Here is a 22,495-nt window from a genome sequence, read left to right as displayed (position 1 = left end):
CCCGCCAGCCCCGTCAGCGAGCACCCACCCGGGGCCGGTCGATGTACCCGACGGAGTGGAACCACCGGACGTACGAGTCGAGCATCTCGGCGTCGACCGGCGGGCAGACGATGCCGCTCCCGGCGAGGTCCTCGTCCGCCCGCTCCCGTCCGAACCGCGGGAACGTCCCCTCGAAGTACAGCTCCTTGACCGTGAGCGTGCTCGACGACGCGATGTTCGTGAAGATCGGCAGGAACGACACGATGGGGTGCTCCGGGTGCGTCCTGCAGAACTCCGACAGGTCGTGCAGCCAGGTGTCGTAGTCGACGACGTCGATCACGTGACCGTGCTCGCGCAGCCGCTCGACCATGAGCCCCAGCAGCGCGTAGCGCGGGTTCGTGAGGTGGTAGGTCTGCCCCTGCGCGGGCCGGGTCTGCGCGAGGTGCACCACGGCGCGGGCCAGGTGGTCGACCGGCACGAAGTCCAGGGGAAGGTCGACGTCCGGAGCGCGTCCCATCTCGACGATCGCCTTGAAGAACGCGCAGATCGCGGCCTCGGTGTTCCAGTGGCCGTCGACCGTGCTGCCCGTGATCTCGTAGGGCCGGTGGACCACGACCGGCAGTCCGCGCGCCGACGCCGCGCGCAGGATCTGCTCGGCCACCCACTTGCTCTCCGGGTAGCCCATCGACAGCCGTTCGACGTGGTCGAGCGGGGTGGCCTCGGTGACGTGCCGGACGGCCGCGGAGCCCGAGCCCGCCAGCACGGCGATGGTCGAGACGTAGTGCAGCGGGACGCCGCCGCCGGCCTCGGCCAGCTCGACCAGGCTGCGCGTGCCGTCGACGTTCGTCCGCCGCAGCCACTCGTACGGGTAGACGAAGTTCACGTGGGCGCCCGAGTGGTAGATCAGGTCGGTGCGTGCGGCGAGCGCCTCCCACGACGAGTCGTCCAGCCCGAGGCGGTGGGCCGTGAGGTCCCCGGGCACGGCCACGACCCGGTCGGTGTCGAGCGGCCCGTGGCCGTACCTGCGCTGTGCCGCCAGCACGCGAGCCATGGCGGCGTCCTCGTCGGCAGCGCGGACGAGGCAGCGGACCGTGGCGTCCGTGCGGTCGACGAGCTCTCGCAGCAGCGCGGAACCGAAGAACCCCGTGGCGCCCGTGAGCAGCACCTCAGCGGGCGGGGTGGACCGAGGGGGCCGGTCGACCGGGGCCGGCTGGGAGAGCAGGCGGACGTCGGGGCGCCACCGGTCCGTGCCGTCGGCAACCGGATCCTCGGTCGGGCGCACCCGGATCTCGTCGACGACAGCGGCGAAGGCCGCCGGGCGTGGGTCTGACAGCAGGCCACGGATCAGTTCGTGGCCGTGGGCGCCGTCGAGCGACAACGACGACTGGACGCGTGCGATGAGCTGCGCCGCCATGAGCGAGTTGCCGCCCAGCGCGAAGAAGTCGCCGTCCGGGTCGACGTCGTCGAGCGCGAGGGTCACGCGCCAGGCGCGCTCGACGGCGTCGCGGGCGTCCCGTGGAGCGGCCGTCAGGTCCTCCGTGGCGGGGCGGGTCGCGGCGGCCGACGCCCGGCCGGCGAGGACCCGTCGGTCGACCTTGCCGTTCGTGGTGAACGGGAGAGCCTCGACGGGCACGACCTCCGCCGGGAGCATGTAGTGGGGCAGGGAAGCAGCGAGCGCGCGGCGGACCGACGCAAGATCGGGGACCGGTGCCTCGGGCCTCGCGGGAGTGCAGAAGGCGACCAGGACCCGGCTCGTCCCGTCCTCGACGGCCACGACGGCGGCCTCTCCGATGCCCTCGACCCCCGACAGCGCCCTCTCGATCTCGGTGAGCTCGATCCGGTGACCGCGGACCTTGACCTGGTCGTCGAGCCGTCCGCGGAACTCCAGGAGACCGGCCTCGTCCCACCGGACCTGGTCGCCGGTCCGGTAGTACCTGACCGGGGGAGCGCCGTCGATGCTCAGGTGCACGAAGCGTCGGGCGGTCTCCTCCGGGGCGCCCAGGTACCCGGCCGCGAGGCCGTCCCCGGCGATGTGCAGCTCGCCGTCCTCGCCCGGGGCGACCGGGGAGCCGTCCGGGTCCAGTACGGCGACCGAGACGTAGGGGAGCGGGGTGCCGATCGGTACGGGCCCGTCGTCGGCCTCGCCGAGGACGTGCGCCACGGCCACGACCGTCGTCTCCGTCGGCCCGTAGCCGTTGACGACGTGCGTGGCGCGACCCACGGCGCGCGCGGCGAGGGCCGGGTTGAGGACCTCGCCGCCGGCGATCGCGTAGTGCAACCCGTCGAACACCTCCGGGCAGGACCGGGCGACGTGGTGGAAGACCCCTGTCGTGAAGAAGACCGCGTCGATCGCCGCGGCCCGGAGGGTGTCGCGCAGCGCGGCAGGAGCGAGGAGCAGCGACTGGTCGACGATCACGAGGCACGCCCCCGAGAGGAGGGTCGGCCAGATCTCGAGCGTCGACGAGTCGAACGACAGGGAGGCCGCGTGCATGAAGCGGTTCGCGGGGTCGAGGACGAGGAAGCCGTTGTCGGTCGCCAGGCGCAGGACGCCCCGCTGGCGCACGGCCACGGCCTTGGGCGTTCCGGTCGAGCCGGACGTGAACATCACGTACGCCGTGCGGTCGAGGTCGGACGAGTGCTCGCTGGGGACGGGGCCCTCTGCGAGCCCGTCGCCCGGTCGCCAGGCTCGGTCCGGCCCGGTGCGGTCCGGTGCGCGGTCCGCCCCGGTGAGGTTCGGTGCGAGGTCCACGACCTCGACCCCGGCGGGCCCGGCCGCCCGGCTCCCGGCCGGGCGGACCGCGAGGGTCACGCCTGCGGTGTCGAGCATCGCGCGGACGCGCACCGCGGGCAGGTTCGCGTCGACCGGCACGTAGGCGGCCCCTGTGCGCAGGATGCCGAGCATCGTGGCGCAGGTCTCTGCGGACCGGTCACCGAGGACCGCGACGGCAGCACCGGGCGAGACGCCTGCGGACCGGAGCCGGCGCTCGACCTGCCGGGAGGCGTCCTGCAGGTCTCGATAGGTCCAGCGGCCCGTGTCCCACTCGACGGCGCTGCGGTTCGGCCAGGCGTCGGCGACGGCGTCGAAGGCGTGGGGGACGGAAGAGGCGTTGCGGACCCTCTCCAGGGTCGGCCCGCCTGTCGCAGCGCGGGCGTCGGTGGTGCCGGTCAGCGCAGGGCGCGGCTCGTGCTGGCTCGTCGTCATGGTCGGTCTCCTCGTCGCCAGAAGTGGTTCATCGCGATCGGGTCCTCGGGGAAGGGGCGGAGCTCGGTCACGCGTCCCTGCTCGATGCGGTAGACGTCCGCGAACCGGGCGCTCACGTCCTCGCCGTCCCGCCGTGCCGAGTCGACGGCGATCACGACCCCGCCGGTGTCGTCGACCAGGACGCGCTCGACGGCGGCGTGCGAGGTGCCGCCGGTGATCGCAGCCATCTGCGCGAAGGCGCCGAAGACCTCGTCGTGGCCGCGGAAGGTGCCCGAGATCTGGGTCGCTCCCGGGATCACCATGGTCATGTCGTCGGCGAAGAGCTCTTTGAGTCGATCGACGTCGCCGCGGTTGAACGCGCGGTAGACCTCGTCGAGGATCGCTCGGTGCTCGGTCGCTGCCATCTGCTGGCTCCCTGCTCGGTGGACGGACGGGTGCGAGGGGCCCCTCGTCCTGGTCAATGTCCGGCAGGGTGGGCGGGGTTCGCAGGGCTCCGTCATGACGGGCCGCTCTCCATACACGGTTTCCTGGATTCAGGATCGCGTGTACTGTCCGACGCATGGAGACCGTCACCCTCACGCACACGGCCGCGCTCGCACGCCTCGGGCACGCGCTGTCCGACGAGACGCGCACGCGCATCCTGCTCACGCTGCGCGAGGCCCCCGCCTACCCCTCGGACCTGGCCGACGCGCTCGGCGTCTCCCGCCAGGTCATGTCCAACCAGCTCGCGTGCCTGCGCGGCTGCGGGCTCGTCGAGGCGATCCCCGACGGACGCCGTACCTGGTACCGCCTCGCCGACAGCCACCTCGCGCCCGCGCTCGACGACCTGCTCCGCCTCGTCGTCACGGTCGACCCGACGTGCTGCTCGCCCGACGGGTGCACCTGCTCGTGACCGACGTGACGGTGGGCCCTCGCTCCACCCGTGCCCCCCTCGCCCCCGCCCGCAGGGCCCTCCTCGAGCGTCGCGTGCGCTGGATCGTCACGGCGACCATCGCCTACAACGTGGTCGAGGCCGTCGTCGCGATCACCGCCGGGCGCATCGCGTCCTCGGCCGCGCTCGTCGGGTTCGGCCTCGACTCGGTCGTCGAGGTGCTGTCCGCCGCAGCCGTCGCATGGCAGTTCGCGGCCCCCGACCCGCACCGCCGCGAGCGGACCGCGATGCGCCTCATCGCGGTGTCGTTCTTCGGACTCGCGGTCTTCGTGAGCGTCGACGCGGTGCGCACGCTCCTGGGGGCCTCCGAGCCCGACCACTCGACCGTCGGGATCGTGCTCGCGGCCGTGAGCCTCGCGATCATGCCGTTCCTGTCCTGGTTCGAGCGCCGCACGGGTCGCGAGCTGGGCTCGGCGTCGGCCGTCGCGGACTCGCGCCAGACGCTGCTGTGCACCTACCTGTCCGCGGTGCTGCTCGTGGGTCTGGTGCTCAGCTCGACCCTGGGCTGGACATGGGCCGACCCGATCGCGGCCCTCGTCATCGCGGCCGTCGCGGTCAAGGAGGGCGTCGAGGCCTGGCGCGGGGACGCGTGCTGCTCGCCGGTCGCCGGCCTGCACGCCGACGGCGTCGCACCGCACCTCACGCCCGACGCGCGCCACGAGCGTGGGGAGGCTGCGCCGTCGGGCATGGACGCCCGCCCGGGCGGCGCGACGCCCGACGGCGGCGGGTGCACCTGCTGCCCCGACTGACGCCCGACCGGGCCGGCTCCGATGGCGGCCCCGGACGACCCGACCTACGGTCGAGGAGGACCCGCCCGGACCGGACGGCGTCCTCCGAGTACCGACGACGGAACGAGGCGTGTGGTGGCAACACTGACCGTGTGGAAGTTCGAGACTCCCGAGGGTGCGCAGCAGGCGGAGGACGCCCTGCTGGCGTTGCAGAAGCAGGAGCTCATCCAGGTGCAGGACGCGGCGATCGTGTCGTGGGAGGAGGGGAAGAAGAAGCCCAAGACGCACCAGTCGAACAACACGACGGGCATCGGCGCGCTGGGTGGCGCGTTCTGGGGCCTGCTGTTCGGGATCATCTTCTTCATCCCGCTCATCGGCGTCGCGATCGGCGCGGCGTCCGGGGCCCTCGCGGGGTCGCTGACCGACGTGGGCATCGACGACGACTTCATCGACTCGGTGCGGTCCAAGGTGACGCCCGGGACGTCGGCGCTGTTCGTCATGACGTCCGGTGGGGTCATGGACCGCGTGCACGACGCGCTCAAGGCGCAGGGCATCCACGGTGAGCTCATCCAGACGAACCTGTCGTCCGACGAGGAGGCCAAGCTCCGCGCGGCCTTCGACGACGCGGTCTGAGAACCTCCGCAGTCGCGAGACGCACGGCCCCGGTCCATCGCGGACCGGGGCCGTCGTCGTGCCCCCTCGCCGACGGTGACGCGTCCGACCCACACTCAACCTGCACGTCGGCGCACCCGGCGCCCCGCCGGATCGGGCGTAGCGTCGAGACATGTCCGGAAACGAGACGCACGGACCGGCCGGGACGCTTCGCCCCGGGGGACGCGGCGCGCTCGCGGAGTCGACCGGTGCGGCCTGGCGCCCTGTCGAGGAGGACGGTCCGGCCGAGGAGGACGACGCGACCCGCGACTGGGACAACGAAGGCGGGCACGAGCGCGGGCACGTCGCCCACCACCCGCGTGCCGCCGGCCACGACCCGGCTCCGCCTCCCGACCCCGACGCCCTCCGGGTGACCGGCGTCCTGGCGACGGCGCTGCCCCCCGAGCTCGGCACGCCTCACGAGCCCGTCACGTACACCGTCCCGGGGGTCCTCTCCCGGCGGGTCACACGGGAGGAGCAGGACGCGATCGAGGCAGACGCGGTCAGGCGTCGCCTCGCGGACGCCGGCTTCGAGGACGTCGAGCTGACGGTCTCGGACCGTCGGCTGCTCATCGGGCACACGAGTCTCGCCGCACTGAAGGGGGGCCTCGCGCACGAGATCGCGAACGTCCTGCGCGACCTCGGTCGAGATCTCGTCGCCGAGCACGACCGCCTGGCGGCCGAGATCGCGGAGCTGCAGAAGGAGGAGGACCGGCGCGCCGCCGTCGTCCTCGTGGAGGCGGAGCAGATCCGCTTCGAGTGACCGACAGCGGCTGTCGAGTGACGAGGACCCCATGGACACCGTGCCGAGCGTCCCCTCGAGAGCGCGACCAGCAGCCCGCCGGGTGACGAACGAGTACTCGGCGCTGGCCCGGCTCGTCCGGGAGGCGGGCCTGCTCCGCCGACGCTACGGCTACTACTGGACGCGGCTCGTCCTGGCGGTGCTGGCCTTCGGGGGGATCTGGGTCGCGGTCGCGATCGTGGGGAACTCGTGGTGGCAGCTCGTCCTGGCGGCCGCGATGGCCGTGGTCGTGACGCAGATCGCGTTCCTGGGGCACGACAGCGCGCACCGGCAGATCTTCCGGTCCAGGGCCTGGAACGACTGGACGGCCCGTGTCCTCGCGGGCGGGTTCGTCGGCCTGAGCTACGGCTGGTGGCGCACCAAGCACGAGCAGCACCACTCGGCCCCCAACCAGGAGGGCCAGGACCCTGACATCTCGCCCGGCGTCATCGCGTTCACCCCTGCGGCCCTGGCCGCGAGGACGGGGTGGCGGTCGTGGTTCACCCGTCACCAGGGCTGGTTCTTCTTCCCCCTGCTGACGCTCGAAGGTCTGAACCTGCACGTCGCGAGCGTGCGGACCGTGCTGCGCAGGGGATCGGTGCCGCACCGAGGGGTCGAGGCTCCCCTGGTGCTCGGGAGGCTCGTCGTCTACGTGGGTGTGCTCGTGCTGCTCCTGCCTCCGGGGAAGGCCGCGGCCTTCCTGGGGGTGCAGCTCGCCGTGTTCGGGGTGCTGCTCGGCGGGTCCTTCGCCCCGAACCACAAGGGCATGCCGATCGTGCCCCCGGGCGTGACGCTGGACTTCCTGCGGCGCCAGGTCCTCATGTCGCGCAACGTGCGCGGCGGGTACGCGGTCGACGCGGTGATGGGCGGGCTCAACTACCAGATCGAGCACCACCTCTTCCCGAGCATGCCGCGGCCCAACCTCAAGAAGGTGCGACCGATCGTGCACTCCTACTGCGAGGACGTGGGCGTGCCGTACACCGAGGTGGGCCTGTTCCGGTCGTACGGGATCGTCGTGCGCTACCTCAACCGCGTGGGTCTGCGGGCGCAGGAGCCGTTCACGTGCCCGCTCGCGGCGTCGCTCGGGCGGTAGGCCGGGGCGGCCGGGCCGCCCGTCGCCCAGGTGCGTCCGGACAGAGCGAAGCCCGGTCGATCAAGGGGGGTGACCGACCGGGCTCCGCGTCCGTGGGGGCGTCAGGCCTTGAGCATGCTCGCCCGGGTGATGACGCCGTCCTGGACCTCGAAGGTGGCGATGGTCTCGCCCGACCCGTTCGAGGTCGACACGATCTCGCGTGCGACCACCCACCGGTCACCGTACGCCACGGAGGCGTCGATTGTGCAATGCACATCACCGGTTGCAAGGCGAGGGCCGTAGAAGGCGCGCAGCGCGTCCTTGCCGACGATCGGCTCGGGCGTCACGCCCACGACCACGACGTCCTGGGCGTAGGTCGCGAGGAAGCGTTCGAGGTCGTGCGCGTTGAACGCGTCGACCTGCTCGGTGACCACGGCGTGGGCGGTCGGTTGCTGGGTCATGCGGGTCCTCGTCTCGGGGGGGGGAGTCGTGCGCCGTCCAGGCGAAGGTGCCCGACGGCGGAGCGCGTCGCGCGCGCTCGGGTCCTGCCGGCCGGGGTGCGGCCGGGGGCCGGCGGGTCAGTCGATGCGGACGCCTCCGTTGATGTCGTACGTGGCGCCCGTGACGAACCCGGCCCGCGGGGAGGCGAGGGACGCGATGACCCACGCGACGTCGTCGGGGGTGCCGAACTTGCCCAGCGGGATCGAGGACGTGAGGGCCTCGCGGCCCGCGTCGTCGAGCTGGTTCGTGATGTTGCTCGTGACCGGGCCGGGCGTGACCGCGTTGGCGCGGATACCCTCGGCGGCCAGGAGGCGCGCGAAGCTCCGCGTGATCGCGAGGAGCGCGCCCTTGCTCGCGGCGTAGTGGACGCCGGTCTTGAGCGCGCCCTGCTGGCCCGCGATCGAGGCGACGTTGACGATGCTGCGGTCGACCGGCTCCTCGCCCTCGGGGGCCGCGGCCGCCCGCAGGAGGGGGAGCGCGGCCCGCGAGAGGACGAACGTGCCGCGGGCGTTGGTCTCCATGACGGCGTCCCACTCGTCGATCTCGATGTCGTCGAGCGCGCGGTAGGGGCACATGCCGCCGTTGTTGACCAGGACGTGGAGCCTTCCCCAGCGGCGGGTGACCTGGGTGACGAGCCTGTCGACCGACGTGACGTCGCGCAGGTCGAGGCGCGAGACGTGGCAGCTCGCGCCCAGCTCGGTCGCGAGGTCCGCGGTGGTGCGGGCCCCGAGCTCGTCGTGGGCGTAGGTGAGCCAGAGGTCGTATCCGTCGCGGGCGAGCTGGAGAGCGGTCGCGGAACCGATCCCGGAGCTGGCGCCTGTGATCAGCGCAAGTCGTCGAGCCATGACTTGAACGCTATAGCAAATTGCGCCGACTGCAAGCGTCCTGTCCACGGACGCTGGCCGTCGGGTGCTAGATGCTATAGCATTTCGGCTCATGAACCCCGACACCGTCGTCATCACCGACTGCGACCTCCCGGGCACCGCGTGCGAAGACACCGTCACGGCCGCCGGCCTCGGTGTCGTGCGCGGGACGGCCCGCACGGAGGACGACGTCATCGCCCTCGTCCGCGACGCCGCGGCCGCAGGTGCCGCCCCGTCCGCCCTGGTCGTCCAGTGGGCGCCCCTCACCGCCCGCGTCCTCGACGAGATCGAGGGCGTGCGCTTCGTCAGCCGCATGGGCATCGGCTACGACATGGTCGACGTCGCCGCCGCGACCGAGCGCGGCATCGCCGTCGCCAACACCCCGACCTACTGCATCGAGGAGGTCGCGTCCCACACCGTCGCGATGGTCCTCGGCCTCAGCCGCGGGCTCGTCGGCTACGACCGCGCCGTGCGCGACGGCGTCTGGGCCGCGACCGCCCCGCGCCCCATGGCCGCTCGCCTGTCCGCGACCACCGTGTCCGTGATCGGGTACGGCCGGATCGGGTCGCTCGTCGCGCGCAGCTGCGCCGCGCTCGGCTACCGGGTCCTGGTCCACGACCCCTTCGTGCCCGACGTCGAGGTCGCCGCCGCCGGCTACCTGCCCGTGACCCGTGAGCAGGCCGTGGCCGAGGCCGACGTGCTGAGCCTGCACGCGCCGCTCAGCGAGGCCACGCGTCACCTGCTCGACGCGGCGTCGATCGCGACCATGAAGCCCGGCGCGGTCGTGGTCAACACGTGCCGCGGCCCGCTGATCGACGAGGAGGCGCTCGCCGACGCGCTCGAGGGAGGGCACCTGGGCGCCGCGGCCCTCGACGTGTTCTCGCACGAGCCGCTGCCCGCCGACTCGCGCCTGCGCACGCTCGACCAGGTGCTGCTCAGCCCGCACGCCGCGTGGTTCTCGCCCGAGGCCATGGCCGACCTGCCCGTGCACACCGCGCGCAACGCGATCGACTTCCTCGCGGGTCGTCCCGTCGGCTCGATCGTCAACCCGGACTACGCCCGCGCCCTGGCACGCTGACCTTCCCTCGTCTGGGCGCTCAGCGCCGTCCCCCGACACCTGGAGCAACCCCGTGCAGCACCTGCAGCTCATGCGCCTCGGCCTTCCCGGCCAGGAGCGCCCCGTCGTCCGCACCGCCGACGGCACCACGTACTCCCTCGACTCCCTGACGCGTGACGTCGACGGCGCGTTCCTGGCGGACGACGGCGTCTCCCGGGTCCGTGCGGCCCTCGCCGCGGGCGAGCTGCCCGTCGTCGCGGACGCCGACGCGCTGCGCGTCGGCCCCCCGGTCGCCCGTCCCACGGCCGTCGTGTGCGTCGGCATGAACTACGCCGCGCACGCGGCCGAGTCCGGCTCCGAGCCGCCGACCGTCCCGATCATCTTCTGGAAGCACTCCAACACCGTCGTCGGGCCCGACGACGACGTGCTGCTCCCCCCGGGCGCGCAGAAGGTCGACTGGGAGGTCGAGCTCGCGATCGTCATCGGGAAGAAGGCCCGCTACCTCGCGTCGCCCGCGGAATCGGCCGCACACGTCGCCGGGTACACCGTGTCCAACGACGTGTCCGAGCGCGACTACCAGATGGCCGTCTCGGGCGGCCAGTGGTCCAAGGGCAAGAGCTGCGAGACGTTCAACCCGCTGGGTCCGGCGCTCGTCCCGGCCGACCAGGTCGACGCCTCGGACCTGCGCCTGCGCTCGTGGGTCAACGGGGAGATCCGTCAGGACTCCTCGACGGCCGACATGATCTTCGACGTCGACTTCCTCGTGTGGCACCTGTCGCAGTACATGGTCCTCGAGCCGGGGGACGTCATCAACACCGGCACTCCCCAGGGTGTCGCCCTCTCGGGCCGTTTCCCGTACCTGGTCGACGGCGACGTGATGGCCGTCGAGATCGAGGGCCTGGGACGCTGCGAGCAGAAGGTCCGCGACGCGGTCGTGTGATCTTGTCCTGCGCCCGCCGAGATGCTGCTCGTCGTCGCCCCGTCCACCACGACGGCGACGACGCGCAGCATCTCGGCGCGGTGATCAGCCCGCGAACGGCAGGACCGGCAGCCCCGTGACCCCGGGGACGACGCGGAAGACAGACCCCGCGTCGAGCTCGGGCTCGAACGGCTCGCCGATCATGAGCCGCGACGTCGTGATGAACAGCTCGTCGAGGTCCGCGCCGCCGAACGTGCACGCCGTGACGTGCGAGGCGGGCAGCTCGACCACAGCGGTCAGCGTCCCGTCCGGCGCGTAGCGGCGCACCGCGCTGCCGCCCCACAGCGCGACCCACACACCGCCCTCGGCATCGACCGTGAGCCCGTCGGGCAGGCCGTCCTCGCGCGGGATCTCGACCAGGACCCGCCGGTTCGCGAGCGGCTCGTCCGCGCCCGCGTCGTAGTCGAACACGTCGACCCGGCACGTGAGCGTGTCCACGTAGTACGCCAGCGTGCTGTCGGGCGAGAAACCCAGCCCGTTCGAGCACGTGACGCCCGACAGCACGAGGCGAGCGGCGCCGTCGGGCTCGACGCGGTACAGGGCGCCCGCGCCCGACCGGTCGTCGAACGGCATGGACCCCGCGTAGAACGCGCCGTCCGGGGTGGTCGAGCCGTCGTTGAGTCGGACCGTCGGGTCGCTCCACAGCTCGGGGAAGGGACGTACGGGGGAGTCGGGCGCCTCGTCGTCCACGAGCGCGAGCCCACGCTCCAGCCCGACGACGTAGCCCCCCCGGGAGCGCGGGCGCACCATGGTCGCGAGGTCGCCCACGTGGCGGCGGGCCACCGTGGCGTCGGGCTGCAGGGTCAGGAGGTCGCCGGCCATCATGTCGACGAACCGCAGACCGCCCCAGGTCGGGGACCACACGGGCCCCTCGCCGTGGTGGGCGACGGGACCGGTGATGTTCTCGGCACGCATGGGGCCTATTGTCCCGGATTGCCGAGGGTGACGTGCGCTGCCGCCGAGGGTGACGCAACAGCCCGCCGAGGGTGACATCAGATGTCACCGTCGGCGGGCGTGTCGGTCACCGTCGGCGGCCGGGGTGACCGCCCCGGTTCTCGGGGCAGGGGCTCACTCGGCCCCGAGTCGCGAACGCAGGCGCGCGAGCTGTGCCCACAGCTGGTCCGGGACGCGGTTGCCGAAGGTGTCGAAGAACTGGCTCGTCAGCTCGGTCTCCGCGAGCCACGAGGCGGCGTCGACCTCGAAGAGCGCCTCCAGGTCGCCCTCGGGGAGGTCCAGGCCGTCGACGTCCAGCGCACCGGGTGCGGGCAGCAGACCCACGGGGCTCGTGACGGCCCCCGCATCGGTCCGCAGGCCGCGCGAGCGGTCGACCTGCTGCGCGATCCACTCGACCACGCGAGAGTTCTCCCCGAAACCGGGCCACAGGAACGAGCCCTCGGCGTCCTTGCGGAACCAGTTGACCTGGAAGATCTTGGGCCGCTTCTCCGGGTCGAGGCCCGCGCCGACGCTCAGCCAGTGCGCCCAGTGGTCGGCCATGTTGTAGCCGCAGAACGGGAGCATCGCGAACGGGTCGCGGCGCAGCTCGCCCAGTGCGCCCTCGGCGGCCGCGGTGCGCTCCGACGAGATCGTCGCGCCCATGAACACGCCGTGCTCCCAGCCGTACGCCTGCGCGACGAGCGGCACGTTGGTCGCACGGCGACCGCCGAAGACGATCGCGTCGATCGGGACGCCCGCAGGGTCCTCCCAGGTGTCGGCGATCGTCGGGCACTGCGCGGCCGCGACCGTGAAGCGCGAGTTGGGGTGCGCTGCGGGTGTCTGGGCCCCCGGGGTCCAGTCGTTGCCGAGCCAGTCCGTGAGGTGGGCCGGCGCCTCGGGCGTCAGGCCCTCCCACCAGACGTCGCCGTCGTCGGTCAGGGCGACGTTGGTGAAGATCGTGTCGCGGTCGAACGTCGCGACCGCGACGGGGTTGGTGTCGATCCCCGTGCCGGGGGCGACGCCGAAGAACCCGGCCTCGGGGTTGATCGCGCGCAGCGTCCCGTCGGGTCCCGGTCGCAGCCAGGCGATGTCGTCCCCGATGGTCTCGACCTTCCACCCGGGGACGGTCGGCTGGAGCATCGCGAGGTTCGTCTTGCCGCACGCCGAGGGGAAGGCCGCGGCCAGGTGGTAGGCGCGCCCCTCGGGGGACGTGGCCCGGATGAGCAGCATGTGCTCGGCGAGCCAGCCCTCGTCGCGGGCCATGGCCGAGGCGATGCGCAGCGCGAAGCACTTCTTGCCGAGCAGCGCGTTGCCGCCGTAGCCGGAGCCGAAGGACCAGATCTCGCGGGTCTCGGGGAAGTGCGCGATGTACTTGGTGTCGTTGCAGGGCCAGGGCACGTCCTGCGTGACGGCGCCCGAGTCGTCGACGAGCGGCGCGCCCACGCTGTGCACGGCGGGCACGAACGGCGCCCCCGCGTCGATCAGCGCGAGCACGTCGCTGCCGACCCGCGTCATGACGCCCATGCTGACGACGACGTAGGGCGAGTCGGTGACCTGGATGCCGACCTGGGAGATGGGGCCGCCGACGGGACCCATCGAGAACGGCACGACGTACATCGTGCGACCGCGCATCGACCCGTCGAACACGTCCCGGAGCTCGGCGCGCATGGCGTCCGGCTCGCGCCAGTTGTTGGTGGGGCCAGCGTCGGCCTCGTCGCGCGAGCAGATGAACGTGCGGGACTCGACGCGGGCCACGTCGCTCGGGTTCGAGCGGGCGAGGTAGCTGCCGGGGCGCAGCTCGGGGTTCAGGGGCAGGAGCGTGCCGGCGTCGACCATGAGGTCGACGAGCCGCTGCTTCTCCGCCGCGGAGCCGTCGCACCACACGACCGCGTCGGGCTCGGTGAGTTCGGCGATCTCCCGGACCCAGGCGCGCGGGTCGCGTGCGGCGCGCCGGCCCCCGGGACCGAACGCGGCACCGGCCATCGCGGTGGTGAGGACGTCGGGCAGCTCCTCCGTGAGGGCGGCGTGTCGGGTGCGGCGGGGATTGGCGGTCGCGGTCATGAGGGTCTCCGGTCCTGGGCGGTCGTCGGGTCCACCCGGTGGGTGTCGGTGCTGCTGTTTCCACCTTCGACCCGGAACACGCCGGTTTTCCACCTGGAGCACTGTCAAGAATCGCTGATCTTGACATAGAGTCAAGGAATGGCCGTCGACGAAGACCGCAAGATCCCCACGAGCCCCGAGGTCCACACCCCGGCGAGCACCGACCTCATCACCCTGGGGCGCCGGATCCGGTACTTCCGGACCGGTCGCGGGCTCACGCTCGATGCGCTCGGCGCGCAGGTGGGAACCACCGCGAGCCTCCTGTCGCTCATCGAGAACGGGAAGCGCGAACCGCGACTCTCGCTGCTCCAGGCGCTCGCGGGCGCGCTCGACGTCGCGGTGGGGGACCTGCTCGCGGACGAGCCGCCGTCGCGCCGGGCCGCGCTCGAGATCGAGCTGGACCGCGCCCAGCGCGGCCCGCTGTTCGCGACCCTCGGACTGCCCTCGGTCAAGGCGTCGCAGAAGCTTCCGATGCCGGTCCTGGAGAACCTGGTCGGTCTGCACGGCGAGCTGGCCCGTCGCGCGTCAGAGGCCATCGCGACGCCCGAGGAGGCCCGCCGAGCCAACACCGAGCTCCGCCTGGAACGTCAGTCGCGCAACAACTACATCCCCGAGCTCGAGGACCTCGCGGAGGAGATGACGCGCCGCGCGGGCTACACGTCGGGCGCCCTGACGCACCGCACGGTCGCGCGCATGGCCGAGCAGCTCGGCTTCACGCTGCTGCACGTCGACGACCTGCCGCACTCGACGCGCACGGTCACGGACCTGCGCAACGGCCGGATCTACCTTCCGCCCGCCTCGATCCCGGGCAGCCACGGCCTGCGCTCGCTCGGTCTCCAGGCGATCGCGCACCGCGTGCTGGGGCACCAGCGCCCGACGTCGTACGCGAACTTCCTGCGCCAGCGCGTCGAGATCACCTACTTCGCGGCGTGCTGCCTCATGCCGCAGTCGGCGGCCGTCGAGTTCCTGGAGCAGCGCAAGAAGGACAAGGACCTCGCGGTCGAGGACTTCCGCGACGCGTTCGGGGTCTCGCACGAGGCCGCGTCGCAGCGCTTCACCAACCTCGCGACGTCCCGCCTGGGCATCCCGGTGCACTTCATGCGCGTGGGGGACGACGGCGCCCTGTACCGCGGGTACGCGAACGACGGCCTGCCGTTCCCGGCAGACGTCACGGGGGCCATCGAGGGGCAGCTCGTGTGCCGCCGGTGGGCCGCGCGCGAGGCCTTCACGCGCCGCGACCGCGCGACGGAGTCCTACCAGTACACGGACACGCCTGCGGGCACGTTCTGGTGCAGCACCCAGACGGGTACGACGACGACGGGCGAGTTCTCGATCACGGTCGGGGTCCCGTTCGCCTCGGCCAAGTGGTTCCGGGGCCGTGAGACGACCGCGCGCCGTGCCTCGACCTGCCCGGACGAGGCATGCTGCCGCAGGCCCGCGGCCCAGCTCGCGCGGCACTGGGAGGAGGTCGCCTGGCCGAGCGCGCGCATGCACCAGTACGTGCTGTCCGCGCTGCCCTCCGGCGCGTTCCCGGGCGTGGACGCCTCGGAGGTCTACGCGTTCCTCGAGAAGCACGCACCGCGCGAGGGCTGACCGGCTCCCGTCGGGCGCGCGGCGTCGTCGGGCGGTCCGGCGGGCCGGGTGAGCTGGGCGACCTGTCCCAGCACCTCGGCGGTCTCGATCTCGACGCGCAGCTCGATGCGGTCGAGGCCCAAGGACGCGGCGTCGGCAACCGTGCCGAGCAGCACGCGCAGGTCGGCCACGGCGGCCGACGCCGCCTCGACCGTCGTGGCGCGGTCGGCCCGGGCGGTGACGAGCCCGAGGCTCAGGCCGAGGTCCTCGACGACGTCGGGGCCCGCCGACAGGAGCGTGGACGCGGCCCGGGCGAGGGCGCCGACGTGCTGCCCGAGCTCACGGGCCGGCAGGCGGGCGGACGCGAGGTCGGTCACGCGGTCGTCGAGCTCGCGCGCGACGAGCGTCGAGGACGCGTCGCGCAGGTCCTCGACGTAGGTGCGGTACCCGGTGCCCTCGGCGAGGGGCCGCTGCGTCCGGTCGAGGGCCCAGGCCGGGTCGCGGTCGGCGGCCTGCAGGAACACGTCGAGGTCGACGGCGTCGAGCGCCTCGTCGTCGTCGCCCGCGAGCCACCTCTCGACCCGGGCGAGGTGATCGGGGTCGTCGACGTCGAGCCCGACGGTCGAGAGCACGTCGAGCCAGGTGCCGGTGATCGGGTCGTACAGCGGGACGAGGTTCGCGTCGTCGGGGCCGAGGGGCCGGACGTGCCGCCCGTGGTGCGGGTCGTGCAGGAGCACCCACTGCTCGCCGTCGATGACCACGGGACCGGACTCGGTCATCTCGAGGGCGACCCGGGTGGCCCACTCGTCGTAGGTCTCGCCCCAGGTCTCGCCCGTCAGGGGGTCGCGGAGCGTGATCGGAGACCGCAGCCGCGCGGGCAGCCACAGGAGGGGGTGCCACATGGCGGCGGGTCGCAGGCCGGGCCACCGGCGGTGTCCGGCGGGGACGGTCCACGGCATCGGCAGCGGGCTGGCCGTGAGCGGGGAGAGCAGGAGCTCGCCGTCGTACAGCCCCGAGAAGGCGCGCCACAGATGCAGCCGCCCCGTCGTGTCGAGCGTCGACGCGGGCAGGAGGAGGTGTTCCCCCGGTCCGACGTCGAGCGCTCGGCGCCTGTGCTCCACGTTCGTCCTCTCCTCGCTGACCGTCTGGGGCTGCCTATGCCGGGTGAGCATGCGCCAGCCTGCGTGGCGGGGAGGCGCGCCCTTGAGCAGGTTGTGACGGACGTCACATCACCAGAGCTGCCCGGAGGCCCGAATTTCGCGAGCGCGCCGCACACACACGTGCCATGCAGACCATCACCGTCACCGCCGACGTCGACGTCGATGTCACCGCCGCTGCCCGCACGTCCGTCCACGACCGCGCGAGCGACGAGCTCGACCGCACCACGACCGACGTCGCTCGTCGCGTGCGCGCAGGCGACCTCACCGAGCGTGAGGCCCGCATGATCATCTTCGAAGCGGTCTTCCGCACGGGCATCGTGCGCTCCGAGACCACGCGCTACTGCCACCGCCACGGCATCGCGCGCTTCCTGCACGACGACATGGTCGATGCGGCCGTCGACTTCTACACCCGCAAGATCCTCGACCTGCCCAGCACCGACGGTGCCGAGGGGGACTCCCGTGGGCGCAACGGCACCAAGTTCTTCGACCTCGAGGTCTTCGCGGGCGGTGCGAGCGCGGCGGGATCGATCCGCCAGGCGCTCGGGGACTACACGCTCATGCACCGGACCCTGCTGCGCAGCGTCCGGTCGGCCCGCAAGGTCGGCCAGATCGTCTCGACGGACCTCCTCGAGGGCACGATCGACGCCGAGGGGCGCCTCGCGGGGCTCGTGCACGAGCTCCCCGTGGTCCCCGACCTGGCCGTCCAGGTCCTCGACGCGGGGCGCGACGAGGAGCTCGACCGCCTCTACGCTGCCCACGAGAGCGCTGCCACCCGCCAGCGTGGAGTCCTGCGCATGCACGTCGACGCCGCGGCGATCCGCGACGCGTTCGCCCTGCCCACCCTCGAGCGTCCTCTCGACCCGGACGTGCGGGCACGCATGCTCGCGTGGATCGAGGAGGACGAGGGGCTCGCCCTGCGCTCGGTCCTCGCGTTCACCGCGTCGCCGTCGGACCCGCGCGTGGCGACCCTCGCCGGACTGTGGACGACCTACGAGGACGAGCACCTCGAGACCGTCGCCTCGCACGAGTACGGGCAGAAGATCGCCCACCTCCTCGTGCACGACGTCCTCGCAGACCGTGCACGCCCGGGACGGCCCGCCCTGTCCCGCACCCGGGTCGCGGTCAAGCAGGCCGTCGCCGGCTGCGGGGTCGACGCCGCCTGGATCACCGAGCTCACCGCGGTGTTCGTCGAGCACGAGCACGAGGCACGCTCCGCCTGGGACCCGGACCGTGGGACCGGTGAGTCGACGCGCGACACCGCGCGCTACCTGGGGGCCCTCGCGGCAGCCGTCGCGCTGCCCGGCGCACCGCTCGGACGCACGCCCCTCGAGGTGCGCAGCACCCTCGCGGACGTCGTCGCCGCGGCGCGCCAGACGACGAGGGTCGCCGAGGCGGGCTGACCGACCTTCGCAGCCAGGCCGGACGACGGCCGATCCCGCTGCATAGGAAGCAGGACCGTCGACGCCTCGACCAGAGGCACCGAGAGGAGCACCCCATGGCTGCCACCCCCGCACGCCCAAGACCCCAGACGATCGCCGAGCGCTGCGCGCCACTGACCAAGGAGCTCGCGCGCCGACGAGCAGGCGCCCCTCTCTACCCCGGCGACGTGCACGAGCAGATCGCCTCGCTCGTCGACGAGCTCGTCATCCAAGGCCTGACCCGCGCCGAGGCCGCGGGGCTCGTGAACCGCGCGGCCCAGAAGGCCACCGCGGCATGAATCACCTGCGGCGACCGTGGGAGCCCCCGGACGCCGACCCGCACGACGCGATCGACCGGTGCGACCGGTGCGATGCGTGCGGCGCGACGGCCTGCGTCCGGGTGACCGTCGCCCACGAGGGGATCCTCCTCTTCTGCGACCCGCACTACCGCGTGCACGAGAGCGCGATCGTCACCGCCGGGTACGGAGTGCGCGACGAACGGCGCACCCTCGACGAGGACATCGCGCTGGCGCTCGCCCTCGCGCGCGCGCTCGACAGCGCCGCCTGACCGCGAGCGTCGACGGGCCCACCCGAGGCGCGCGGTATCACCCCCACCAACCGCACGAGACGACCGACAGTCACCGACGACAGCCCCGGCGGACGCCAGGGCTGGGGGACCGGTGTCCCTGACGACAGGTCGCTCCGAGCGACGACGACGATGCCAGCGATGGCGTGGAGGTGCGGGCGTGGACGAGATGGACGAGATCGTCCACGAGTTCTTGGTCGAGTCCTACGAGAACCTCGATCAGCTGGACCAGGACCTCGTGGCACTGGAGAGCGACCCTTCGTCGCGCGCGCTGCTCAGCAGCATCTTCCGCACGGTGCACACCATCAAGGGCACGAGCGGCTTCCTCGGGTTCGGCAACCTGGAGAAGGTCTCGCACGTCGGGGAGTCCCTGCTGTCCGAGCTGCGTGACGGCGAGCGTGTGATGGACCCGCAGGTTGCGGACGTGCTGCTCGCGCTGGTCGACACTCTGCGCGCCATCCTCGCCAAGGTCGAGGCCGGCGCGGGGGACGACGTCGACGTCGAGACGATGGTCGCCCAGATCGTGGCGGTGCAGGAGGGGGCCGCGCCCGCCGAGGAGCCGGCGTCCGAGGAGCCTGTGGCCGTGGCGCCTGCGGCTGAGGACCCGGCGCCGCTCGAGCCCGACGCCGTCGTCCTTCCCCAGCCTGAGCCCGAGCGGGCCGAGGCCCACGCGCCCGTGGCCCCCGCCGCCGTCGAACCTGCCCCCGTGCAGGCCCCGCCGGAGCCCGCAGCCCCCGCCTCGACCGTCCCCGCGCCCAAGCACGAGGAGATCGAGCTTCCCGGGCGCAACGCCGCCGACGGGTCGATCCGCGTCGACGTCGACCTCCTCGACTCCCTCGTGCGGCAGGTCGGCGAGCTCGTGCTCGTCCGCAACCAGTTCGACCGCATCGCCGGGGCGGGTGAGGACCAGGAGACCAAGCGGTCCGCGCAGCGCCTGAGCCTCATCGCCTCCGAGCTGCAGGAGGGTGTCATGCGCACCCGCATGCAGCCCATCGAGCACGTGTGGTCGAAGATGCCGCGCATCGTGCGGGACCTCGCGAAGATGCTCGGCCGCGAGGTACGCGTCGAGATGACCGGCGGCGACACCGAGCTCGACCGCTCGCTGCTCGAGGCCGTGAAGGACCCCCTGACGCACCTGGTGCGCAACGCCGTCGACCACGGGATCGAGGCGCCCGACCAGCGTCGCGCCGTGGGCAAGGTGAGCCAGGGCCTCGTGTCGCTGCGCGCCTACCACTCGAACGGCCAGGTCGTCGTCGAGATCACCGACGACGGCGCGGGCATCGACCCCGAGAAGGTGGGACGCTCGGCGGTCTCGAAGGGGCTGCGCAGCGCCAACGAGATCGCGGCGATGTCGTCGTCCGAGGTGCTGGACCTGCTGTTCCTGCCCGGGTTCTCGACCGCGGCCAAGGTCACCAACGTCTCCGGCCGCGGCGTCGGGATGGACGTCGTCCGGACCAACATCGAGGCGATCGGTGGGTCCGTCGACGTCGAGTCGAGCGTCGGCAAGGGCACGACGTGGCGGATGCGCATCCCGCTCACGCTCGCGATCATGCCCGCGCTCACCGTCACGTGCTGCGGCTCGGTCTACGCGATCCCGCAGGTCAGCCTCCTGGAGCTCGTCGCGCTCGGGGGGCAGGACACCCGGATCGAGCACGTCGGCACCGCCCCCGTGTTCCGGTTGCGCGGGACGCTGCTCCCGCTCGTCTCGCTCGCCGAGGTCCTGGACCTCGCCCCCGAGTCCGCCGGCCGCGTCATCGCGGTCGTCGAGGCCGACGACCAGCGGTTCGGCGTGATCGTCGACCGCGTCCTCAACATGGAGGAGATCGTCGTCAAGGGGCTCGCGAGCCGGCTCAAGCAGATCGGGATGTACTCGGGCGCGACGGTGCTCGGCGACGGGGGCGTCGCCCTCATCCTCGACCTTCCCGCGATCGCGCGGCGCGTGCTCAGCACCGAGATCGCCGAGCTCGCCAAGGTGCGTCGGCAGACGACGGTGCAGGCCGCCAAGGCGACGCACCAGGTGCTGGTCGTCGCCGCCGGCGACCGTCGCGTCGCGATCCCGCTGTCCGCGGTCACGCGGCTCGAACGGATCCGCACGGACCGCATCGAGCAGGTCGGGACGCGCGAGGTGCTCCAGTACCGCGGTGCGCTCGTCCCGCTGGTCCGGCTCGACCGGGTGCTGGGCGCCGTCGGCGGCCCGACCGGTGACGAGCTCGACGTCGTCGTGTACACCCGTGGTGGTCGCAGCATCGCGATGGCCGTGTCGGAGATCCTCGACATCGTCGAGGACGACGCCCGGCTGCACAGCGACATCGACGACCACGGCCTCGTGGGGTCGACCGTCCTCGACCAGCGCGTCACCGAGCTGCTCGACGTGCGCAGCGCCGTGCGCGCCGCGGATGCGGGCTTCTTCGACGACGACCCGGACGACCCCGACGCCCCGGACGGCCTCGCCGACCGGGCGGCCTTCGACGACGACCTCCTGGCAGGTGTGCGATGAGCACGAGACTCGTGACCTTCACGCTGGGCGACCGGCTCTGCGGCATCCCCGTCGACCGGGTCCAGGAGGTCCTGCCGAGCCGGCCGCGCACGCGCGTGCCGCTCGCGCCCGACGACGTCGCGGGCCTCGTCAACCTCCGCGGCCAGGTCGTCCTCACGGTCGACCTCCGACGACGGCTCGGCATGCCCGCGCACGACGGCGAGCAGATGATGGCCGTCGTCTTCGTGGGCGACGAGACCGTGAGCCTGCTCGTCGACCGGATCGGCGACGTGCTCGTGGTCGACGAGGACCAGTTCGAACTGCCTCCCCAGACCCTGTCCGAGGCGCTGCGAGCAGTGATCCTCGGCACCTACAAGCTCTCCGGCCAGCTGCTGCTCGCGCTCGACGTCGACGCCGTGGCGTCGTGAGCGCGTCGTGATCGGCACCGTGCGCACGCACGAAGGTCGAGCAGGCAAACCCCTCCCCGTTCATCACACCGCCCAGGAGTACCCATGTCCACGTCCCTGACGTCCGCGACCTCGCGGCCGCGCCGCTCCCGCTTCGGCGACCTCTCCGTCCGGACCCGGATCATCGTCGCGCTCGGCGTCCTCGTCCTCGTGCTCGTGGGGACCGTCGCCGTCGCCCTGCAGGGCCTGCGCTCGACGCTCGAGGACACCGCGACCGTGGCCGACGTGGGGAACACCGCGCTGCGCCTCAACGCCCAGATCGACCACGGTGCGCAGGAAGCGTGGCGACTGACGTACCAGTACGACCTCGTCGAGGGGTCGGCCCGGTCCGCGGTCGTCGCGCAGATGGACGCGACCGACGCTGACCTGGCGGAGGACATCGCCGCGTACGACGCGATGCTCGGCACGATGGCCGAGCCGAACTGGGAGACGTTCAAGACGGCGTGGGCGGACTGGGTCTCCTACCGGGACTCGACGCTCATGCCGGCCGTCGAGGACAAGGCGGTGACCTCCGAGATCCAGTCGCGCAACGACGCTCTCATCGCGGCGCACGTCTCAGCGCTCTCCGCCGCGGGCAAGGCCGCGAACGAGTACGCCGCGTCGGTCTCCGACGAGGCCGCGGCCCACGCCCAGCAGACCGTCGTTACGATGATCGTCCTCGGGCTGGCCGGTCTGGTGGTCGCGCTCGTCGTCGCGCTCGTCGTCGCGAACGGGATCCGCCGGTCGGCCGAGAAGGTGCGTCGCTCGTTGGTCGCGCTCGCCGAGGGCGACCTGACGGTCCGTGCGGACGTGGACAGCCGCGACGAGATCGGTCAGATGGCCGTGGCCCTCGCGACCGCGCAGGCGAGCCTGCGGGCGATCATCTCGACGGTCGCAGGCACGGCCCAGGAGGTGGCCGGAGCGGCCGACCGCCTGTCGTACGCAGGCGCGCAGTTCTCGGCGTCGTCGGAGGAGACGGCGGCGCAGTCGGGGGTGGTGGCTGCGGCTGCGGAGCAGGTGTCGCAGAACGTGCGGACGGTGGCTGCGGGTGCTGAGCAGA

21 protein-coding genes are annotated in these 22,495 nt (G+C 72.6%); 14 read left to right on the top strand and 7 right to left on the bottom strand.

Going from position 1 to position 22,495, the window contains the following annotated elements; genetic code table 11:
• Positions 1-13 precede the first annotated feature (13 nt).
• Both WFH32_RS15920 and WFH32_RS15915 read right to left on the bottom strand, forming a co-directional pair.
• Positions 14-3,181, bottom strand: a complete 3,168-nt coding sequence (locus WFH32_RS15920) for a non-ribosomal peptide synthetase (RefSeq protein ID WP_336708286.1) — start codon at positions 3,179-3,181, stop codon at positions 14-16.
• The gene (locus WFH32_RS15915) at positions 3,178-3,585 is read right to left on the bottom strand and encodes a nuclear transport factor 2 family protein (protein ID WP_191797874.1); all 408 of its coding nucleotides are present in this window, start codon (positions 3,583-3,585) and stop codon (positions 3,178-3,180) included. The genes WFH32_RS15920 and WFH32_RS15915 overlap by 4 nt, the downstream gene beginning before the upstream one ends.
• A 155-nt stretch (positions 3,586-3,740) precedes the next feature.
• On the opposite strand from WFH32_RS15915, the gene WFH32_RS15910 reads away from it, so the two are divergent.
• From WFH32_RS15910 to WFH32_RS15890, 5 genes are all read left to right on the top strand, one after another.
• Entirely contained in the window at positions 3,741-4,073 is a 333-nt protein-coding gene (locus tag WFH32_RS15910; protein ID WP_056649628.1) for an ArsR/SmtB family transcription factor, read from the top strand.
• Complete coding sequence (locus WFH32_RS15905; RefSeq protein WP_336708423.1) at positions 4,070-4,861, top strand: cation transporter; 792 nt, start codon at positions 4,070-4,072, stop codon at positions 4,859-4,861. The genes WFH32_RS15910 and WFH32_RS15905 overlap by 4 nt, the downstream gene beginning before the upstream one ends.
• A gap of 114 nt (positions 4,862-4,975) precedes the next feature.
• On the top strand, positions 4,976-5,473 hold the full coding sequence (locus WFH32_RS15900; protein WP_138825844.1) for a DUF1269 domain-containing protein: 498 nt from the start codon (positions 4,976-4,978) through the stop codon (positions 5,471-5,473).
• A 151-nt stretch (positions 5,474-5,624) separates the two neighbouring features.
• A complete protein-coding gene (locus tag WFH32_RS15895; RefSeq protein ID WP_336708284.1) occupies positions 5,625-6,254 on the top strand; it encodes a hypothetical protein in 630 nt (209 codons plus the stop codon).
• Between the two features lie 31 nt (positions 6,255-6,285).
• Positions 6,286-7,365, top strand: coding sequence for a fatty acid desaturase family protein (locus tag WFH32_RS15890; RefSeq protein ID WP_336708283.1), 1,080 nt, complete (start codon positions 6,286-6,288; stop codon positions 7,363-7,365).
• A 101-nt stretch (positions 7,366-7,466) separates the two neighbouring features.
• Here WFH32_RS15890 and WFH32_RS15885 read toward each other — a convergent pair whose 3' ends face one another.
• Positions 7,467-7,805, bottom strand: coding sequence for a nuclear transport factor 2 family protein (locus tag WFH32_RS15885; protein ID WP_336708282.1), 339 nt, complete (start codon positions 7,803-7,805; stop codon positions 7,467-7,469).
• A gap of 117 nt (positions 7,806-7,922) precedes the next feature.
• A complete protein-coding gene (locus WFH32_RS15880) occupies positions 7,923-8,690 on the bottom strand; it encodes an SDR family NAD(P)-dependent oxidoreductase (RefSeq protein WP_191797883.1) in 768 nt (255 codons plus the stop codon).
• Positions 8,691-8,781: 91 nt separating this feature from the next.
• Between WFH32_RS15880 and WFH32_RS15875 the strand changes: the two genes are divergently transcribed.
• Positions 8,782-9,786, top strand: a complete 1,005-nt coding sequence (locus WFH32_RS15875; protein ID WP_336708281.1) for a C-terminal binding protein — start codon at positions 8,782-8,784, stop codon at positions 9,784-9,786.
• Between the two features lie 61 nt (positions 9,787-9,847).
• Positions 9,848-10,705 carry a fumarylacetoacetate hydrolase family protein gene (locus WFH32_RS15870; RefSeq protein ID WP_336708422.1) on the top strand — a complete coding sequence of 286 codons (858 nt, stop codon included), beginning with the start codon at positions 9,848-9,850 and terminating at the stop codon, positions 10,703-10,705.
• 84 nt (positions 10,706-10,789) lie between these two features.
• Here the strand turns inward: WFH32_RS15870 and WFH32_RS15865 are convergent, their stop codons facing one another.
• Entirely contained in the window at positions 10,790-11,659 is an 870-nt protein-coding gene (locus WFH32_RS15865; protein ID WP_336708280.1) for an SMP-30/gluconolactonase/LRE family protein, read from the bottom strand.
• Positions 11,660-11,812: 153 nt separating this feature from the next.
• Positions 11,813-13,660: a phosphoenolpyruvate carboxykinase (GTP) gene (locus tag WFH32_RS15860; protein WP_336708420.1), complete on the bottom strand. Its 1,848-nt coding sequence runs from the start codon at positions 13,658-13,660 to the stop codon at positions 11,813-11,815.
• Between the two features lie 216 nt (positions 13,661-13,876).
• On the opposite strand from WFH32_RS15860, the gene WFH32_RS15855 reads away from it, so the two are divergent.
• On the top strand, positions 13,877-15,370 hold the full coding sequence (locus WFH32_RS15855; RefSeq protein WP_138825834.1) for an XRE family transcriptional regulator: 1,494 nt from the start codon (positions 13,877-13,879) through the stop codon (positions 15,368-15,370).
• On the opposite strand, the gene WFH32_RS15850 is transcribed toward WFH32_RS15855, so the two are convergent.
• Entirely contained in the window at positions 15,331-16,470 is a 1,140-nt protein-coding gene (locus WFH32_RS15850) for a hypothetical protein (protein ID WP_336708279.1), read from the bottom strand. The genes WFH32_RS15855 and WFH32_RS15850 overlap by 40 nt on opposite strands.
• 164 nt (positions 16,471-16,634) lie before the next feature.
• Between WFH32_RS15850 and WFH32_RS15845 the strand changes: the two genes are divergently transcribed.
• The 6 genes from WFH32_RS15845 to WFH32_RS15820 all read left to right on the top strand — a co-directional run.
• Entirely contained in the window at positions 16,635-17,909 is a 1,275-nt protein-coding gene (locus WFH32_RS15845; protein WP_191797894.1) for a hypothetical protein, read from the top strand.
• Positions 17,910-18,004: 95 nt separating this feature from the next.
• On the top strand, positions 18,005-18,226 hold the full coding sequence (locus WFH32_RS15840; RefSeq protein ID WP_030152901.1) for a hypothetical protein: 222 nt from the start codon (positions 18,005-18,007) through the stop codon (positions 18,224-18,226).
• Positions 18,223-18,495 carry a DUF7455 domain-containing protein gene (locus WFH32_RS15835; protein ID WP_225228433.1) on the top strand — a complete coding sequence of 91 codons (273 nt, stop codon included), beginning with the start codon at positions 18,223-18,225 and terminating at the stop codon, positions 18,493-18,495. The genes WFH32_RS15840 and WFH32_RS15835 overlap by 4 nt, the downstream gene beginning before the upstream one ends.
• Positions 18,496-18,682: 187 nt before the next feature.
• Positions 18,683-21,010 (top strand): chemotaxis protein CheA, encoded by a 2,328-nt coding sequence (locus WFH32_RS15830; protein ID WP_336708419.1) that lies wholly within the window; start codon positions 18,683-18,685, stop codon positions 21,008-21,010.
• Positions 21,007-21,417, top strand: coding sequence for a chemotaxis protein CheW (locus WFH32_RS15825; protein WP_191797898.1), 411 nt, complete (start codon positions 21,007-21,009; stop codon positions 21,415-21,417). The genes WFH32_RS15830 and WFH32_RS15825 overlap by 4 nt, the downstream gene beginning before the upstream one ends.
• 84 nt (positions 21,418-21,501) lie before the next feature.
• Positions 21,502-22,495, top strand: a 994-nt coding sequence (locus tag WFH32_RS15820) for a methyl-accepting chemotaxis protein (protein WP_336708278.1), incomplete at its 3' end; no start/stop codon positions are given.

Origin of the sequence: Oerskovia sp. USHLN155 (assembly GCF_037145535.1) — a bacterium.
GTDB lineage: Bacteria > Actinomycetota > Actinomycetes > Actinomycetales > Cellulomonadaceae > Oerskovia > Oerskovia rustica.
The sequence above is the reverse complement of the archived record's forward strand: the minus strand, read 5'-3'. Positions and strand labels throughout refer to the sequence as shown.